The organism is Ruegeria sp. AI2, from assembly GCF_056541275.1.
Genome location: NZ_JBQFYB010000037.1, coordinates 1 through 3,127, shown reverse-complemented (window position 1 = coordinate 3,127; position 3,127 = coordinate 1). Strand labels below are relative to the sequence as shown.

General features: G+C 52.5%; 2 protein-coding genes. Both read right to left on the bottom strand.

Annotation, left to right across the window (positions count from 1 at the left end; genetic code table 11):
- Window positions 1–783 precede the first annotated feature (783 nt).
- Window positions 784–2,169, bottom strand: a complete 1,386-nt coding sequence (locus ACR0LL_RS20920) for an IS1182 family transposase (protein ID WP_480424160.1) — start codon at window positions 2,167–2,169, stop codon at window positions 784–786.
- 520 nt (window positions 2,170–2,689) lie between these two features.
- The coding region (locus ACR0LL_RS20915) for a sulfatase/phosphatase domain-containing protein (protein WP_480589211.1) at window positions 2,690–3,127 on the bottom strand (438 nt) is incomplete at its 5' end.

Here is a 3,127-nt window from a genome sequence, read left to right as displayed (position 1 = left end):
CGGATACGACGCTGATGGGAATGTCTCTTGCCATTTGAATCCTGAAGACTAGCGGTAAGATCTATTGCTTCGACTAGGGTTGTCGGAGCCGCGATGTAGGCCTGCTCGCTTTGAGTTCGATTCCGACAGTTCTTAATGTAATGTGACACACAGTCTGAAATCTTGCCCATTTTTCACTTTCTTCTTCGTGGACTTTGCCACTCAACGTATTCGAGCCAATTGCTGCAGGAATTCTAGACCGCCTTGCGAATGTAGTCTTCACCTTCAATGCCCAGTAGCAGCACAATTGGGGACGCAACTCAATCTTTAGCTCTATATTCGTTGGATGTCCGCAATCAGCGGATCGCGACATGCCACAGCTGCACACGTCGTGACCTTGACGGATGGCCGGTTTGGGCTCATCTATCAATTCAGGCTTGTAGCAGAGAATGTCCGCTGCGAGCCGATAGTGTTGAAAAACACCATTTTTGACGGAAGGTGTTGAAAAATCCAGCCGTTGAAAGCCGGTCGAAAATTTTAGCTAGGGGGTCGGCCAAAGCACGGCATTGCCGTCGTGCCGCGCGCTCATGGCCTTCTCCGTCCAAACTGGGGTGACTTTTCAGGCGCGATGGAATTTGGCGAGAAAATGCATGATCGGAATTTTCGAGTTTTTCAACACTATCAGCCCGTTTATCAAAAATGCTGCACAGCGACCAAAGTCCGCTATGTTGGGATTCTGTTGAAAAACAACGTGTTGCAGTCGCAGAATGGGGTGACCTGAGCACGGCACGAGCGCCTTTCTGGTCAGGCGTTTCGCGTTTGCTGCGGTGCGGGAAAGATTTTCGCCAATTTGCGGAGGTTCTGGGCGGTGGCGGCGAGGAGGAATTCGTCATTTGCGCCGCACGGTCCACGTAATCGGAGCCGTCCAAGGCCTAGGATGCGCTTGAGGTGGGCGAAGAGCATCTCAACTTTCTTTCTGAGCTTCATCGCAATCTGGTACTCTTCAGTTTTGGCCAGATCTCTGGCGACCTGGCGCGCATCTTCGTGCTCTTCGCGGGTGATTTTGCGTGCATCAGCGTTGGGGCAGCATCTTTGTTTGGACGGACATACCTGGCAGACTTCTTTCAAGGCGCGATAGCGGGCTGTGCCCTTGCCCGACGGCCCCCGGTTTGGATCAGAGTAATTCCGGCGGAACTGTTTAAGCGCGTGACCCTCTGGGCAGATATATTGATCATGCTCAGCGTCCCATTCGAAGTCTGTGCGTGTCCAGGTGCCGTCGGGGCGTCCGGCCTTGTCGATGACCGGGATGTAAGGATCGATCTTGCGATCCACGAGCCAGCCGAGCATCGGGCCTGAGCCGTAGGCGGTATCGGCGATCATCCAGTCGGGGACGAGGTCGAACTTGTCCTTCACCCGGTCCAGCATCGTCTTTGTCGACCCCACTTCGGCTTGCCGGATGGATCTGGTCGCTTCCACATCCACAATCACGCTGTGATCTGTATCAACGAGGTAGTTATCAGAGTAAGCAAAGAAGGCTGGTGCCTTGTGCGCCGCTGTCCATTGGCTGGCAGGGTCCGAATATGAAATGAACTTAGGCTTGACTGGCGAGGCAGCACCAAACGCGGCCTCATCCAGGGTTTCCAGATATTCCCGAACAGCGCGCGGTGCGGTCTTGGCATCGATCTGTGCAGCATCCCATTCTTCTTGTGACGCTGAATACTGCTTGGTCGCTTCTGCCTCAATCAAGCTGGCATCAATCGCCATACGCTGGCCGCTGACCAAACCTTCTGCGATGCACCGCGCCACTGTCGTTTCGAACACGTGCCGCAAGAGTTCACTCTCGCGGAACCGACCATGGCGGTTCTTGGAAAAGGTAGAGTGATCCGGCACTCGATCAGTCAGATCGAGGCGACAGAACCAGCGATACGCAAGGTTCAGGTGCACTTCTTCGCACAACCGCCGTTCCGACCGGATGCCAAAGCAATAGCCCACCAGCAGCATGCGGATCAGCAACTCGGGATCGACGGAAGGGCGACCAGTATGACTGTAAAAATCCGCCAAATGATTGCGGATACTACTCAGGTCAACAAATCGATCAATCGACCGCAGCAGATGATTGTCCGGGACATGTTCCTCCAGGGAGAACTCATAGAACAGCTCAGCCTGAGTTTCCTGTTTTGGTCCCATCATCATCCAAACTCCCATTCAATAAGAGAATTGAATCAGCCAGATGGCCTTCGATCAAGACAGAGTTTTTCAACAGAATATCCACACTGCGTGAGTGCATAGTCCATAGTTTTCTGCACGCTGCCTGAATGACCGAGATTCCCTCTGCCTTGCGGCAGTAGTTATTCGGCAGCGCAGCGGGTTGGCACGATGTATTTACGCGCAGCAAGTTTTTGACAGTTCCGCTGTGGGCTCGCAACAGCCATTCTCTGCGACAAGTTCGAATTGGCAAAATGAGCCGATACTGTTGAAAAACTCCGATTTTGCGCAGATTCGAGTCCAAAATTTCTCGTAGAAGCCCGGTAGGATTATTCAGCTTAGGGTTCGGCCAAAATCTGACTCTGGCCGTCAGAGGGCATCTCAACAACTGTCATCGATATTGGCTTTGGACTTTATCGACGGATCGCCGGTTCGCAGAAAACTCGAACCTCTTGCATTTTTGAGTTTTTCAACACAATCGGCCGGAAAAAGAATAAGCCTGGGACTAGCCCTCTGCAGTCTCAATCTTCCAGGCGTCCAGTAGTTTCGGGAGCGCAATCCCCCAATCCAATACTCCGGTCCGTTCGGCCCATGATTGGTACTGACCCTTCAAATCCTCCTCAAGTTTTGGAGATATACCGGCCAGATTGTTCAGTTCCGTGCGATCAGCCGCCATATCGTATAACTCCCAGTCTTGGGAATACTGACGCACCAGTTTGAAATGTCCAAGACGAACTGCTGCGTTTCCTTCATGCTCGAAGAAGATAGGTTGTTCCCGTTCCCATTCTTTTCCACAAAGCACTTGAAGAAGGGATTCACCCTGCATTGGTTGAATTTCGTGCCCCCCAACTTCGTTCTGATACGTACATCCAGTAGCTTCAAGGATGGTGGGCAAGATATCCACGACGTGACAGGCAGCATGGACCGTATTGCGGGATGTGAA

Excerpts from the sequence above, each read along its gene's own strand:
- ACR0LL_RS20920 (WP_480424160.1), bottom strand. The coding sequence starts at position 2,169 with ATGATGGGACCAAAACAGGAAACTCAGGCTGAGCTGTTCTATGAGTTC.